At 64.3% G+C, this 12,841-nt stretch carries 11 protein-coding genes; 3 read left to right on the top strand and 8 right to left on the bottom strand.

Annotated features, from left to right (window positions below):
- Positions 1–28 precede the first annotated feature (28 nt).
- The 4 genes from BSF79_RS03035 to BSF79_RS03050 are packed head-to-tail and all read right to left on the bottom strand — an operon-like array spanning position 29 to position 4,938.
- Entirely contained in the window at positions 29–1,480 is a 1,452-nt protein-coding gene (locus BSF79_RS03035; RefSeq protein WP_090268172.1) for a patatin-like phospholipase family protein, read from the bottom strand.
- Between the two features lie 21 nt (positions 1,481–1,501).
- On the bottom strand, positions 1,502–2,851 hold the full coding sequence (locus tag BSF79_RS03040; protein WP_090268175.1) for a sensor histidine kinase: 1,350 nt from the start codon (positions 2,849–2,851) through the stop codon (positions 1,502–1,504).
- Positions 2,852–2,856: 5 nt separating this feature from the next.
- The gene (locus BSF79_RS03045; RefSeq protein WP_090268177.1) at positions 2,857–3,567 is read right to left on the bottom strand and encodes a response regulator transcription factor; all 711 of its coding nucleotides are present in this window, start codon (positions 3,565–3,567) and stop codon (positions 2,857–2,859) included.
- A 21-nt stretch (positions 3,568–3,588) separates the two neighbouring features.
- Positions 3,589–4,938 (bottom strand): S1C family serine protease, encoded by a 1,350-nt coding sequence (locus BSF79_RS03050; RefSeq protein WP_090268180.1) that lies wholly within the window; start codon positions 4,936–4,938, stop codon positions 3,589–3,591.
- Between the two features lie 157 nt (positions 4,939–5,095).
- Between BSF79_RS03050 and BSF79_RS03055 the strand changes: the two genes are divergently transcribed.
- Both BSF79_RS03055 and BSF79_RS03060 read left to right on the top strand, forming a co-directional pair.
- Positions 5,096–5,740, top strand: a complete 645-nt coding sequence (locus BSF79_RS03055) for a hypothetical protein (protein ID WP_090268182.1) — start codon at positions 5,096–5,098, stop codon at positions 5,738–5,740.
- 11 nt (positions 5,741–5,751) lie between these two features.
- Positions 5,752–7,884 (top strand): caspase family protein, encoded by a 2,133-nt coding sequence (locus BSF79_RS03060; RefSeq protein ID WP_090268184.1) that lies wholly within the window; start codon positions 5,752–5,754, stop codon positions 7,882–7,884.
- Between the two features lie 54 nt (positions 7,885–7,938).
- Here BSF79_RS03060 and BSF79_RS03065 read toward each other — a convergent pair whose 3' ends face one another.
- Both BSF79_RS03065 and BSF79_RS03070 read right to left on the bottom strand, forming a co-directional pair.
- Positions 7,939–9,258: a DUF1513 domain-containing protein gene (locus BSF79_RS03065; RefSeq protein ID WP_090268187.1), complete on the bottom strand. Its 1,320-nt coding sequence runs from the start codon at positions 9,256–9,258 to the stop codon at positions 7,939–7,941.
- Between the two features lie 4 nt (positions 9,259–9,262).
- On the bottom strand, positions 9,263–9,538 hold the full coding sequence (locus tag BSF79_RS03070; protein ID WP_139246375.1) for a hypothetical protein: 276 nt from the start codon (positions 9,536–9,538) through the stop codon (positions 9,263–9,265).
- Positions 9,539–9,974: 436 nt separating this feature from the next.
- Between BSF79_RS03070 and purU the strand changes: the two genes are divergently transcribed.
- Positions 9,975–10,859, top strand: coding sequence for a formyltetrahydrofolate deformylase (gene purU / locus BSF79_RS03075; RefSeq protein WP_090268191.1), 885 nt, complete (start codon positions 9,975–9,977; stop codon positions 10,857–10,859).
- A 138-nt stretch (positions 10,860–10,997) separates the two neighbouring features.
- Here purU and BSF79_RS03080 read toward each other — a convergent pair whose 3' ends face one another.
- Both BSF79_RS03080 and BSF79_RS03085 read right to left on the bottom strand, forming a co-directional pair.
- The gene (locus BSF79_RS03080) at positions 10,998–11,546 is read right to left on the bottom strand and encodes a P-loop NTPase family protein (protein WP_090268194.1); all 549 of its coding nucleotides are present in this window, start codon (positions 11,544–11,546) and stop codon (positions 10,998–11,000) included.
- Between the two features lie 130 nt (positions 11,547–11,676).
- Positions 11,677–12,828, bottom strand: coding sequence for an acyl-CoA dehydrogenase family protein (locus BSF79_RS03085; RefSeq protein WP_217650039.1), 1,152 nt, complete (start codon positions 12,826–12,828; stop codon positions 11,677–11,679).
- Between the last annotated feature and the right edge of the window lie 13 nt (positions 12,829–12,841).

Raw genomic sequence — 12,841 nt, forward strand, 5'->3', positions numbered from 1 at the left:
GCCGCGTGGCGCGTGACCCAATTTGTCATCAGTTCTTGAGCGGGGTAATCCGTCTGGGTGGTTTGCCGTTTGCCGGGGTCACCCCAGCAAAAATGTTGCCCTGAACCGAGCGCAGAAAACCGTTCAGTTCGGGGTTTTGCCGGGTCGAAATGCGCCCCGCTTCGATCGTCAGATCCACCTCTTGGGTTTTCAGCCGCAGCCGGGTGGGAATTTCATCGAGCCGGGTTTTCATCTCGGGCTCCAGCCCGTCGAACGACACCTGCCCGACGAAGAATTTCACATCCCGGCAGTTCCAGCCGCGCAAGCTGCCACGCAGTTTGCGCACCTGCCCGGCGGGCAACCCACAGCGGTATTCGACCAGATCGCGCTGCCAATTGTCCAGTTCCAGCCGCATCGCATCATATCCGGTGCGCGAGGCCGATCCCATCGAACTGCGGGCGATGGACATCGCCAGTTGCGGCCCGCCCGGACCGCGCAGTTTATCGGACCATTTATAATGTTTCTCGACCCCGGCATCGGCCACCAGAAACAACAGGCGTTTCATCCGCACGGCCTGTTGCGCGCTCATCGGGGCATAGGCGGTGCGCGCCCGCGCGCGTTCAATCACCAGACCAGTGGTGCCAAAGTTATCGGTGATCCCGCCATCCAACAGTTTGACGTATTTCACCTTTTCCGGGTCGGTATAGCTTTCCAGCGCCGCCGCATGCGCCCGCATGGCCGAGTTTGCCTCGGGGTTGTGGCGCGCAGAGATCAGCCAATCGGGTTCGGTATAATTGCAGGTGCCGTGATGCGATTTCAGCACGATGGGGGAAAACACCAGCGGAAAGGCCGCCGAGGCCGCCACCGCATCCGAAATCGGGTAATCCGACAGGTCCGAGCACAGCGCATCGAAGGTTTCAGGGGTGAACAGGAATGTTGTCTGATTGGCCAGGTCGGTGGCGTTGATCCAGGTGATGACGTTCGAGCGTTTGCGCAGGTCACCAAAGGTGGCGCCGTCAAACAGGGTTTCATCAAGGAACCGGCCAAAGGTCTTGCGCCCGTTGGCCCCGCCCGACAGGCCACGGGCGATGACAAGCGGGTTGACCGGCGAGTTCGCCATGTATTTCTCGGCGTTTTGCGTCAGATAGATCTCGCGGTAGCGATCCAGACTTTGAGGGCCGTGCAGCGCGAAATTGGCCGCAGTCACCGACCCGCCCGACACCCCCGTGACCAGCCGCACATCGGACAGGATGCCATCGGGATCCGCTGCCGTGGCGGTGGCGGCGCGCAACTCCTCTAGCATGCCGTGGGCAAAGGCCGACGCGCGCATACCACCGCCCGAAAAGGCCAGCCCGACCCAGATTTCGCCATCGCGGGCGGCGGCCTCTGCCGAGATCAGAGACAGGTTTTCACCCTGCCCCAGCGGGTGATTCAGCGGTGTATTCAACGCGGCGCAGCCGGTCAGCACCAGCAGCGCCGCTGCAAGCAGCGATCTTTTCATCAGCCCCCCAAGACGGTTTTCTTATTCCGTTTGATCCAGCTTAGGGCAGGTGATCTTGATCGCAAAGCCTTTGTCTGTGCCGGGCAGCGACAGTTTTGCGCCGTGGCGGGTGGCGATCGCCTGCACCAGCGCCAGCCCCAGACCATGCCCCGCCACCGCCTGATCCCGCGGCGCCCGCGTGAACCGCTCGAACAGCGAGGCGCGCAGATCCTCGGGCAGGCCGGGGCCGGTATCGGCAACGCGCAGCACATGCCCACCGGCGTCTTGGCACAGGCTGAGGTGGATGGCATCGCCGGGGCGGCAGAACTTGATCGCGTTGTCCAACAGGTTGCTGACCATCTGCGCCAGCAGGCTACGTTCGCCCAGCACCATCAGATCCGGGGCGATCTGGGCGGTGCAGGACAGGCCGCGATCCTCGGCCAGTGGCGCGTACAGTTCGAACACCTCGCCCGCCAGCACCGACAGGTTGACCGGCACCAGACCGGGGCGCTGGCCTTTGGCGGCTTCAGCGCTGGAAATATCCAAAAGCGCGTCGAAGATGCGGATGGTCGCGCGCATTTCGGCCTGAATATCGCTGACGGCCTGCTCCTGCCCCTTGATCCGGCTCAGCTTTTGCTGAATCCGGTTCAGCGGCGTGCGCAGCTCGTGCGCGATGGTATCCGACAGTCGGCTGGTGGCGCGGTTCAGTGCTTCGATCCGGTCCAGCATGTTGTGGACATGCGCCTCAAGCGTGCCGAATTCGTCGGCACTGCGCGGGCCGGGCAGGCGTGCGGTCAGGTCGCCCGCCGCCACCCGGTCAGCCAGCGCGTTGATCCGCCCGATCCGGCCCAGAACCGCCCGCGCCACCCATCCGCCCGCCAGCAGCGACGCCGCGATCAGCCCCAGCGTGACCCAGCCAATCAGCCGCCGCAGGTCCGCCAGCGTCGCCTGCGTTGCGGTGCGCGCCCGCGCCACGAGGAAGGGAAAGCCGCCGGGCAGCGCGCGCGCCACGCCGATGTAATCGACCCCGGACAGGCGAAAATGCTGCGCCCCCTCCGGGCTGAACCCCGCATCGGTGGGCGTCACACCCGGCGGCCAGGTGGTCAGGTTGCCCGCCAGCACGCTGCCGTGCCGGTCCTGCAACAGGTAAAGCGCCTGCACATCGTGGCTTTGCGCCCGGAACGCGATGGCCTGACGCAGCGCCACGATCCGGCGTTGTTCATAGAACGCCGCAAATGCTTCCAGATCGGCGCTGAGGATCTCGGCCTGTCGCGCATCCAGCGAGCGCGCAGTCACGCGGTATTGCAGGGCCATCGCGCCCAGCGACAGCAGGATAATGCCGCTGGCCACCAGCAGCGTCACCCGCAGGCTGGCCGATCCGCGCAGGCGCATCCGCGTCACGCCGCCCCCTCGCGCTGAGGGTCAAACACGTAGCCTTGGCCGCGCGCGGTATGGATCACCGCGCGGCCCGCGACCGCCTCGAGCTTGCGGCGCAGGCGGCCCACGTGGACATCGACCACGTTGGTCTGCGGATCGAAATGCAGGTTCCAGACGTGTTCCAGCAGTTGCATCCGCGTCACCGTTTCCCCGGCATTGCGCGCGAAATAGGTGATCAGTTCGAACTCTTTCGGGCTGAGCGCGACATGGGCCTGACCGATGTGCACCGTACGCGCCTTAAGCCGGATTTCCAGATCGCCAAACACCATCACATCATTGTCCAGCGCCACCATCGCCTTGCGCCTGAGCAATGCGCGCAGCCGCGCGCGCAGCTCGTCAGGGTCGAAGGGTTTGGCCAGATAATCATCGGCGCCTTTCTCCAGCCCTTCGATCTTGTTGGCGGCGCGCCCCAGGGCGCTGACCACCATCACAAGGGCGGTTGATCCGGCGGCGCGCAGCTTGGCGATTGCGTCGACCCCGTCGCCGCCCGGCAGCATCCGGTCGAACATGATCACCGCAAATTCGGCGCCCGCAGCCGCCGCCAGCCCGCCCGCATAGCTGCACCGCACCACCGGATCGGCGCCGACATCGCACGCCGCCTGCGCCATCGCTTCGGCGGTGTCGGGGTCATCCTCGACAATCAGGATGCAGGGGGCAATCGCGTGCGTCATCAAAATCTCCTTGGTTCAAGATCAGAAGATTACCACCGCCGGGTCAAGCGCATTTGCACCGCCCAGTGGCCGCAGCGGCGCGCCGTTGCTCCATGGATCCACCGTCACATGCAGGGTCCGCCCGGTGGCGCGGCGCACCAGAAACAGCACCGGCTGGGTGATCTTCAGCGTCGCCAGCGTGGCGGCCTGTGCCGCGCGGCCGTTCACCGCCAGCACCCGGTCGCCCATGTCCAGCCCCGCCAGATACGCCGGGCTGGCGGGCGTCAGCGCCGTGATCGTGACCCCATCCGCCGCCAGCCCGATCCCCAGCCCCGGCAGGTCATAGGCGCGGATGATCGCCACGCCGCGCGCGGTGCCATCCTCGGTCTCGAAGCCGATGCTGGACTGGGCGGCGCAGCGCAGCATGAGGCGCAGTTTTTCGCCCGCGCGCCACAGATCCAGCGGGGTGTCACGGCACGCGGCCGCGTCGATTGCCATCGCCAGATCGCCCGATGCGACAATGCCCGCCCCACCGGCGCGCAGGATCACATCGCCCGGTCGCAGCCCGGCCTGACCGGCCAGCCCGCCCGGCGTGGCATCCTCGACCAGCAGCCCGGCCTTTTCGATGCCCAGCGCCTGCGCGATGCGCCGGTCCACCGGGCGTGTGCTCAGCCCCAGCACCGGCACCGGGGCCAGATCGCCCGCGATCACCCGCACCACCACCGCCACCGGAATGGCATAGCCGATGCCGACGAACAGCCGCGAGCCATCGGCGATCTGGCTGTTGAGGCCCAGCACCCGCCCCGCCGCATTCAACAGCGGCCCGCCCGAGCTGCCGGGGTTGACCGCCGCGTCATGTTGGATCAACCGCACCGGCACCGCCGGGTTGACCTGTCGCGCCAGCGCCGAAACGATGCCGCGCGTCACTGATGATCCGGCCTGCAACGGCGCGCCAAGGGCGTAAACCTCGTCGCCCAACAGCGGCGGCGCCTGCGCGGGGGACAGGCCTGCGCCCAGAACCGCGCCGGGCACCGCGATCACCGCCACGTCGCGCGCCTTGTCCAACGCGACCACCCGCGCCACCATCACCGCGCCCGAGCCTGTGCGCAGGATCACCTGCCGCCGCGCGCCGACCACATGAGCGTTGGTTACAGCCACCGTGCCGTCGCGCCAAAGAAAGGCGGAGCCGAGGAATTTCTCGTCTCCATCGTCGGAATAGACCACCAAAGTGGCCTCCAGCGGGGTGCTCAGCGCGGGCGCGGCCCCCGCCCCCTGCGCCGCAACGGACAGGGCCGTGATGCAAAACGCCAGCAGCGGCACGAGCCGCAACAGGGGTCTGTGGCTCAGCGGTGCAAACAGGGCGGAGCGGAGCAGGGGCAAGACAAGGGGCATCGCGAATGTATCCTTCGGTTATCTGCCCTCTGTGCTAGCAAGCTGCGCGCAACAGATCACATGACAAGTCCCGTCATGTGATCACGACGCCGAAAAACCCTTTGTCAAAAAAGCCCGCCCCCCGCATTATCCTGTCCATTCAGACCGGAGTTTTCTTATGTTTCCCAAATCCATTGTTTTCGCCCTTTCCCTGACCGTCTCCTTGGCCTGCGCACCGCTGAGCGCGCTTGCCGAAAGCCCGATCAAGACCGCAGAGCTGTCCGCCCGCCTGTTCGAGGTCGGGCTTGAAGCGGGCGATCCGCTGCTGATCCTTGCCGCTGCAAAGCTGCGCAAAACCCTGAACCTGACGTTGACCCAGCGCGCGCCCACCGCGGATAGCCCCGTGCCCGAAGACATCGCCACCGCGCCCGTCAGTTGGCAGGATATGCTGGACACCGCCGCCGAACTGGCCCCCGGCGACGATCAGATCGCCGCCCTGATCGGCGATATCCGCGCCGAGAACACCAAGGGCGTCAGCACTGGTCAGGTGTATTCCATCACAGCGATCCGCGCGGGTGGCACCGACACCTATCCGCCGCTGCCCTATACCGGCGGCGAGTACGCTGAGGTCTATGTCGAGGGGAATGACGGCACCGACCTGAATCTGTATGTCTCGGACACCAAAGGGCGGCTGGTCTGCTCGGACACCGATATCAGCGCCATCGCCTATTGCGGCTGGCGGCCCGCGCAAAGCGGCGGCTTTACAATCGAGGTCAAGAACCGTGGCCGTGCGGCCTCGTCCTATTCGCTGATCACCAACTGAGGGGGTGGGCCATGCGGTTTTTTCCGTCCTGCGCGTGGGCCACGGCGCTGGCGCTGCTGGCCGCCGTCCCGGCTGTGGCGCGCGAAAACTATGCGCTGCTGATTGGTGCGTCGACCTATCCGGCGCTGGATCAGCGGTTCTGGCTGAAAGGCCCCGCCAATGACATTGACCTGGTGCAGACTTATCTGACCAGCAATCCCGCGCTGCCCTTCGCGCCGGATCACATCACAATTCTGGCCGATGGCATCCCCGGACAGACAGCGCCGACCCTGAGCGCGATCCGCGACGGCTTTGCCGCGCTTGCGGCGACGGTTCAGCCCGGTGATTTCGTTTACCTGCATTTCTCCGGCCACGGCTCGCAATCCCCTGCGATTGACCCTGACGCCGAGTTGGACGGGCTGGACGAGCTGTTCCTGCCGGTGGATATCGGCCCTTGGGATGACAGCGTAGGCACCGTGCAAAACGCGCTGGTGGATGATGAAATCGGCCAGCTGATTGACAGCCTCCGCGACAAGGGCGCCGATGTCTGGGTGGTGTTCGACAGCTGCCATTCCGGCACCGCCACCCGCGCCGCCCCCACCGGCGATGACGAGGTCCGCCTGCGCCAGCTTGCCCCCGAGGCGCTTGGCGTGCCCGCCGACCGGCTGGCCGAGGCCGAAAGCCATGCCCGCGCCCTGCCCGATCCGCGCGCACAGGCGCCCGCCCCGGTGGAAACCACCGCCGATGTCGGCAAAGGGCGGCTGGTGGCGTTTTTCGCCGCACAGACCAACGAAACCACGCCCGAGAAAAACATGCCCAAGGGCAAGCAGGGTCGCCGGTTGCAGGGCGTATTCACCTATACGCTGTTTGAAACCCTGGCCGAACGCCCCGGCGTGACCTATCGCCAGTTGGGGCAAGAGGTGCTGCGCAAATATTCCACCCGCAACCTTGCCCGGTCCACCCCGATGTTCGAGGGCGATCTGGATGTTCCGGTCTTTGGCGCGGGCGGCAGCGCCGGGCGCGTGCTGCAATGGTCCGCCACGCCCGACAAGGACGGGCTGAGCCTGCGCGCCGGGCGGCTGCATGGGCTGTCCGAGGGCAGCGCGCTGTTGCTGCTGGCGTCGCCCGCCGATGCTGATGATGCAGCGCTTGCCCGCTACCGCGTGACGACGCTCAGCGCCTTTGCCGCCACCGCCACCAACACTGCCGATGGTCCTGCGCCTGAAATCCCCCGCGGGGCTGTGCTCAGGCTGGCGGGGGAAAGCGTGGATCTGTCGCTGACCATCGCCCTGCCGCCTGTCGGTTCTGCCCCTGCCGATCACCTGACAGCGGCGCAGAGGATCATGCAGGCCGACGCACTGATCGGCCCCCGCATCCAATTTGTCCCCGCCGGGGCCGAGGCTGACCTGCGCCTTGCGGTTTTCCCCGACAGCCCCCGGCCCGATGCGCTGTGGGTTCTGCCCGCCAGCGGGCAAATCGATGACAGCGAGTTGGCGCGCACCCCGTCGGTATCCACCGCCGATAAAACCGCCGCCGAACTGGCCGAGGTCATGGCCGACACCCTGACCCGGATGTCAAAGGCGCTGAACCTGCTGAAGGTCGGGGCCGCGGCCTCGGGCGGGCAGCTGCGCCTTGAGGCGGGGCTTGTCACCGCCCGCTTTGATCCCGACCGCGAAGAGGTGATCGAGACGACGCGCAACCCGGTCGACACCGCCAACGTGCCCCGGATGATCCCCAATGACGTGATCGGCCTGCGGCTGAAAAACCCCAATGACATCGCGGTGGATTTCAATGTGCTCTATGTCGGGGCCGATTACGCGATCACCTTCATGGGCAATGGCCGGATGCAGCCCGGCGGCACCCTGAACGAGGATTACGTGCTGGTCACCGATGACAGCTTTGGCCGTGACCGGCTGTTGGTGATCGTCACCCCCGCCGCCGCGCAAACGGTGATCGAGGATTTGTCGTTTCTCGAACAATCCGCTGTCGACCGTACCCGCAGCACAGCCGCGGGTCGCGTGGGCCTTGCCGGTCTGCTGGACGAGGCGGGTTTTGGCCAGACCACCCGCGCCGCCATCAGCCTGTCGAGCCGCAGAAAGAAAGCCGCCCCCGCGCCGGTGTTTCTTCAGTTCGAGATCGACACAGTGCCGGGCACCGGCGGCTAGACCACCGCCGGTCTTGTCCCCCGCATACATGCCCCGCGCCGCGTGCCGCCGCCGTTATGCCGCCGTGATGTGGCTATGGCCGAAGAACATCGGATACAGGCACAGATCGCGCACCAAGCGGTGACTGCCCCGCTCATACACGAACAGGTTTTCCCAATACCCGGTCACGGCATAGTGCTTGCCATCCGGCAGCAACGTCACCCCGCAGGGATAGCGCAGACCGCTGCGCGTGGTGTCGATCTGCTGCACCACCTCGCCCGATGCCCCATCGAACACCATTACCCGGTCAGCACTGGGAAAGGTGGCGATGGCCTGATCGTGTTCCGCATCATAGGCGATCGACAGACCGTGCCGCATCTGCGCCTGCTCGGCCTTGCGCCCCATCGCGCGCGGGGGCTTGCCCACCTCGCATTTCAGCGTGGCCGCCGACAGGTAATGCATCCCCCGTTCCGAGGTGATATCGGCGCGATAGGCCGCATCCCGCGACCGCATCGCCGCCGTCCCGGCCGCATCATCACCCAAACGCGCCTGAATGGCGAAAATGCGATCCTGCGCCCCTGCCGCCAGATGGCGCAGCTCGGCATCGCCGCGGTTGGTCACCTGCTTGTCCACCAATCGCCCATCAGTCATGTCGATCACGGTCACACAGGCCTGCACCACATGGCGCGGCACCGAAAACTCGGTCTCGCCCGGCTTGATCACCGATCCATAGTTGGCCACCACCAGATAGCGCCCATCCTCGATCAACCGGATGTCATGCGGATCAATCCCGTGGGTCGAATAGCTGCCTTTCAGTGCCAGCGTATCGGCATCGCGAATCGTGATCCGCCCGAACAGCGCCTCGGGCGCGCCGGGTTTCAGCGTTGCCAGCGGCGCGCGTTCGGACAACAGCACCGTCTTGCCGCCGTCCACAAATTGCGCGTGACCGCCGCCACGCCAGCCTTCGGCAAATGTCGGCGCCTCGGCCACCAACTCCAGCGTGTCGGGATCAAACGCCACCTGATTGCGCTCTTCAAACCCGCACAAGACCCCCAACCGACGATCCGGCGAGATTTTCACGTCATGCGCATACGCCGGCAACAGCGCCTGCCGGATCTGCCCGTCCATGTCGATGCGCGTCAGCATCCTGAACGGTTCGTCCTGATTGCGGACTGCCTTTGACAGGCGGCGGTTGTTCGCCACGGCCACACCATTGGCATAGGCGGCCTGCGGAAAATAGCCCGGCACATAGACCGAAGCCTTTACAGCCGCGCGCGGTGCCGTGCCCTCTTTCGAGGACACGACAGTTTCCGCCCGGCTTTCACATGCTGCGATCGGCGCCGCCAGGCAAAGCCCGGCGGTTCCGCGCAGAAAGGTTCTGCGGCTCTGTGTCATGGGATCAGTGTCCGCCACCGTCACCGCCGCCCGACAGACCGGCTTTGGCCGCCGCGCGCGCGGCCTGCATCTTCTTGAAGTTTGTGCAATCGCCGCTCAGGCACTGAATGTTCACATCGTACCATTCTGCTTGGTCGAAATCCAAATCCATACCGGCTTCGTCACGCTTCTTCTTGAAATGCGTGATCAGCGCGGTCTTGGTGATGTCCGGCGAATTCATCAGAATCTCGGCCACGGTGCCCGGCGTGCCCAGCGTCTCATACACACCGGATTCGGCCATGGTCTTCAACGCGTTTGCCGACACATCTTTTGCATCATACTCCACGTCCCCATCCGACGCGGGCACGCAGGCTGACACAGATACCAACAGGCACAATGCAACAGCCGAGCGTTTTATGCGTTTTGAATTCATCATATTATTCCCTTTCAATGCCTGCCGGAAACAACTCCAGCATCTATGCAAGAGCGCGAGAGGCTTCTCCCACGCCCTATGGTATAATATAACATATTCCAAATGTCGGATTTGACGCAGGTCAAACCGTCATCAACATCGCCACATACCGTGCTGATTTCACCGATGGTTTTCTGCCCAACGCCCGCATTTAGACCGTTTTCGGTCGGATTTCAGCATTGAGCCACCGCCCGCCTCCGCTATACCCCAGACAACGGCGCCCGCGCCCCACGCTCCTCGCACTCTTCTGACATGGGACCCACCGATGAACAGCTTCGCCCTGACCGTGAAATGCCCCTCGACCCGCGGTATCGTTGCCGCGATCTCTGCCTATCTGACCGAACAGGGCTGCAATATCAGTGACAGCAGCCAGTATGACGATTTCGAGACCGGCAATTTCTTCATGCGCACCACCTTCATCAGCGAAACCGGCGCCACCCACGACAGCCTGACCGAAACCTTCGCTGCCATCGCCAATGACTTCGGCATGGAATACGCCTTTCACGACGCCAGCCAGAAGATGAAAGTCATCCTGATGGTCTCGCGCTTTGGCCATTGCCTGAACGACCTGCTGTATCGCTGGCGCATCGGCGCCCTGCCGATCGACATCGTCGGTGTGATCTCGAACCATATGGAATATCAAAAGGTTGTGGTGAACCACGACATCCCGTTCCACTTCATCAAAGTGACCAAGGACAACAAACCACAAGCCGAAGCCGCGCAAATGACCATTGTCGAGGAATCCGGCGCCGAACTGATCGTGCTGGCGCGCTATATGCAGGTGCTATCTGATACGATGTGCCAGAAAATGTCAGGCCGGATCATCAACATCCACCACTCGTTCCTGCCCAGCTTCAAAGGCGCCAACCCCTATAAACAGGCGTATGAGCGCGGCGTGAAACTGATCGGTGCCACCGCGCATTACGTCACCGCCGACCTCGACGAAGGCCCGATCATCGAACAGGACACCGTCCGCGTCACCCATTCCCAAAGCTCCGAGGATTACGTCAGCCTGGGCCGCGATGTCGAAGCCGCCGTACTGTCGCGCGCCATCCATGCGCATATCCACCACCGGGTCTTCATCAACGGCAATAAAACCGTGGTGTTCCCCGCCTCCCCCGGCAGCTACGCTTCCGAACGGATGGGCTGAGCACACGCCCCAAAGAACACGGGCCGCGCGGTGGTGCTTAAGTCTCTTGCACCGCCGATACCCCCGTACCCCAGCATTTCACATTTCCCAAATATCCCCGTCGGAGGCATCCCACGGCGCCACAAACGCCCCGATCAGCTAGTGCGCCGCCACGCCCAGCCGGGTCAGCACCTGTGCCACCTGCGCCTTGGTCGGGTCCGTGCCATCCAGACGCAGCACAGGCTGCGGCAAACACTCCAGCCACTCTTCGTGCCGCGCCAGATTGCGCCCGGAAAACTCCGGGTCGTCATACCGCGCCGCCCAATTGATAAAGCCGTCATGGATCGCGTGCATGTCCCCTCCCGGCGCGATCCTGTCGCCAAACCGTGCCGCCTCGCGGGCGCGCAGCCGCGCCAAGCGCACCGGCGTGGGGGTCACGACAAACAGGATCAGATCCACCGCCTCGATCGCCGGCTCTCCCCAGCTGTCGAATGCGCCGCTCAGCACCCAGCCGCCCTGCCCCTGCGCCGCACGGATCATCTCCAGACGTTCGGGCAGTGACCTTTTGGTTGTGTATGGCGGATCGGTTGGCAACCAGAACGCGTTGTCTATATCGATATGGCAGACCCCCAACACGGCGGCCAAATGCGCGCCCAGCGTGGTTATGCCTCCCCCGGAAGCCCCGGTAATATAGACACGTTGCTCCATCGCGTCCCTGCTTCAGCACTGCCCGCAGATCAGAAATGTTTCTGCAGTTGCAGCATATACTGCCTGCTTACGCGATCTTTTCGCTGATTGCACAACGTTTTTTGCCCGCCCAAGGCACCCGCGGGCCGGGTCAGTTGCGCTTGCGCTCGTCCAGCCCCAGACCGCGCCCGATGATCTCGCGCATGATTTCGCTGGTGCCGGCATAAATCCGGCTGATCCGCGCGTCGGCATAAAGCCGAGAGATTTCATACTCTTCCATATACCCGGCACCGCCGTGCAGTTGCAGGCATTCATCGACCACCCGGCCCTCGACCTCCGAGGTGAACAGCTTGGCCTCCGAGGCCATCTCGGCGCTCAGCTCGCCGCGCAGATGCTCGCGCACGCAGTGATCCGTCAGCGCCCAGGCCGCGTCAATCTCGGTCCTGATCGACGCCATCTTGAAGCGCGAGTTCTGGAACGTGCCGATCGGGCGGCCAAAGGCGCGGCGTTCCTGAATGTATTCCATCGTGATGTTGAACGCATGTTCGGCGCGCGCGACAAAGCCAAGCGCGCCCATGATCCGCTCTTCGGCCAGGTTCATCATCATCGTTTTGAACCCCTTGGCCGGGTCGCCCAGCACATTGGCCTTGGGCACTTTGACGTCGTCGAAAAACAGCTCGGCCGTATCCTGCGATTGCAGCCCCAGCTTCTTCAGATTGCGCCCGCGAACAAAGCCTTCCATCCCGTCTTCGACCAGAAACAAGCCGATCTCGTGGCCCTCGCCGGTGCGGGCGGCCACCACGACCAATCCCGCCAGAAGCCCGTTCGAGATATAGGTTTTCGATCCATTCAGCACCCAGTGGTCGCCCATATCGACCGCGCGGGTGGTCACACCGCCCAGATCCGAGCCCGTGCCCGGTTCGGTCATCGCAACCGCCAGCACGCATTCGCCCGACACAACGCCCGGCATGAAACGGGCGCGCTGTTCCTCGGTGCCCAGTTTTTGCAGATACGGCCCGACAATCCGGTTGTGCAGGGCAATGAAGAACCCCGGTTCACGCGGGTTTATCTCTTCTGCCAGAATCATGTCATAGCGGAAATCATCCAGCCCCAGCCCGCCGTATTTCTCGTCGGCATACATGCACAGGAACCCCTGTTCACCTGCCTTGCGCCAGACTTCGCGGCTGACGCAGCCCTCGGCGCGCCATTGCTCGGCATAGGGGAACACTTCGACCTCGGCCCATTTGCGCACCGTCCGGCGGAAAATCTCGTGCTCTTCGTCATAGATGGTTCGTTTCAGCACGGGCGGCCTCTTT

This window comes from Thalassovita taeanensis (assembly GCF_900110775.1).
GTDB classification, from domain to species: Bacteria; Pseudomonadota; Alphaproteobacteria; order Rhodobacterales; family Rhodobacteraceae; genus Litorimicrobium; species Litorimicrobium taeanense.

What these genes read in the sequence shown, in the direction of transcription:
- BSF79_RS03035 (WP_090268172.1), bottom strand. Translation starts at nt 1,480, where the DNA reads ATGAAAAGATCGCTGCTTGCAGCGGCGCTGCTGGTGCTGACCGGCTGC.
- BSF79_RS03040 (WP_090268175.1), bottom strand. Translation starts at nt 2,851, where the DNA reads ATGCGCCTGCGCGGATCGGCCAGCCTGCGGGTGACGCTGCTGGTGGCC.
- BSF79_RS03045 (WP_090268177.1), bottom strand. Translation starts at nt 3,567, where the DNA reads ATGACGCACGCGATTGCCCCCTGCATCCTGATTGTCGAGGATGACCCC.
- BSF79_RS03050 (WP_090268180.1), bottom strand. Translation starts at nt 4,938, where the DNA reads ATGCCCCTTGTCTTGCCCCTGCTCCGCTCCGCCCTGTTTGCACCGCTG.
- BSF79_RS03055 (WP_090268182.1), top strand. Translation starts at nt 5,096, where the DNA reads ATGTTTCCCAAATCCATTGTTTTCGCCCTTTCCCTGACCGTCTCCTTG.
- BSF79_RS03060 (WP_090268184.1), top strand. Translation starts at nt 5,752, where the DNA reads ATGCGGTTTTTTCCGTCCTGCGCGTGGGCCACGGCGCTGGCGCTGCTG.
- BSF79_RS03065 (WP_090268187.1), bottom strand. Translation starts at nt 9,258, where the DNA reads ATGACACAGAGCCGCAGAACCTTTCTGCGCGGAACCGCCGGGCTTTGC.
- BSF79_RS03070 (WP_139246375.1), bottom strand. Translation starts at nt 9,538, where the DNA reads ATGGCCGAATCCGGTGTGTATGAGACGCTGGGCACGCCGGGCACCGTG.
- purU (WP_090268191.1), top strand. Translation starts at nt 9,975, where the DNA reads ATGAACAGCTTCGCCCTGACCGTGAAATGCCCCTCGACCCGCGGTATC.
- BSF79_RS03080 (WP_090268194.1), bottom strand. Translation starts at nt 11,546, where the DNA reads ATGGAGCAACGTGTCTATATTACCGGGGCTTCCGGGGGAGGCATAACC.